Genomic DNA, 1,010 nt, shown 5'->3' on the forward strand with positions numbered 1-1,010 from the left:
CTCCCGTCTCGTCCTAGTCGCCCTGGTCCGTGTCCTGCGCCGGCCGGTCGAACCAGGCCAGGAGGACCTCCTCCGCCTTCCGCGCACCTCGTTCGTGGGCGATGTCCATCGCGGTCCGCCCCTCGGCGTCCTCGACCCGGACGTCCGCCCCGCGTTCCAGCAGCGCCTCGGTCGTGCCGCGGTTGTCGAACCACACCGCGGCGTGCAGCGGCGCGAAGCCCCACCGCGGGTCGACCTCGTCGATCCCGGCCGGGTCCTGACCGATGCCGTCCAGCGCCAGGGAGAGCCCGCCGACGTCGCCGTGCGCTGCCGCACGCACCGCGGGGGTCGCCCACTCGACCCAGCCGTCCGGCACCGGGCCGCGCCAGCCGTGCACGGGGCGGCGCTCGAGGTCGGACCAGACCGCCTCGTCCACCGGCCGGACCTCGATCACGACGTCGCGGAAGTGGACGGCGAGCTCGCCGGTCGGGGACACGAGCAGCCGGAGCTCCCAGACGTCTGCGTCGACGTGCGCGATCTCGCCGCGTGAGACGTGGACGTCACCGGCCAGCAGGTCGAGTGCGTCCGTGTCGCCGGGGTCGAGCACGGCCCGGTCGAACCGGAGCGAGACCCGCGCGTGGTTCCAGCGCCGCCAGAGGCCGTCCGGGGTGTCCAGGACCTCGTCGTTCCGCACGACGAAGACCGCGTGCACGGTGTGGGTCGGTGTCGCGTCGACGCCGGCGTCCCCGTGCCGACCGGCCTCCTCGATCCGCCAGCTCTGCACGCGCGACTCGCTCCACGTCACCGAGGCGAGCGCGGCGATCGAGGGCGGTGCGTCGGTGACCAGGCGCGCGAGGTGCTCGGGGTAGCCGTCGACGTCCTCGAGGGAGACGTACCCGACGGCGGGCCAGCCAACTCGACTCCATCGCACACGTCGACCTTAGGGGCATCACTCGTGCTTTGAAATCGCACTTGATATTTCTCATACCGATATGTAATCTGGAGGGCAGCCATGAGAGACAGGACAGCAG

At 71.8% G+C, this 1,010-nt stretch carries 1 protein-coding gene; it reads right to left on the minus strand.

Annotated features, from left to right (window positions below):
* Positions 1 to 13: 13 nt before the first annotated feature.
* Positions 14 to 910, minus strand: a complete 897-nt coding sequence (locus I5E_RS22775; protein WP_022907217.1) for an ankyrin repeat domain-containing protein — start codon at positions 908 to 910, stop codon at positions 14 to 16.
* Positions 911 to 1,010 lie beyond the last annotated feature (100 nt).

The sequence above is a fragment of the Curtobacterium sp. B18 genome (assembly GCF_000333375.1).
Classification (GTDB): domain Bacteria; phylum Actinomycetota; class Actinomycetes; order Actinomycetales; family Microbacteriaceae; genus Curtobacterium.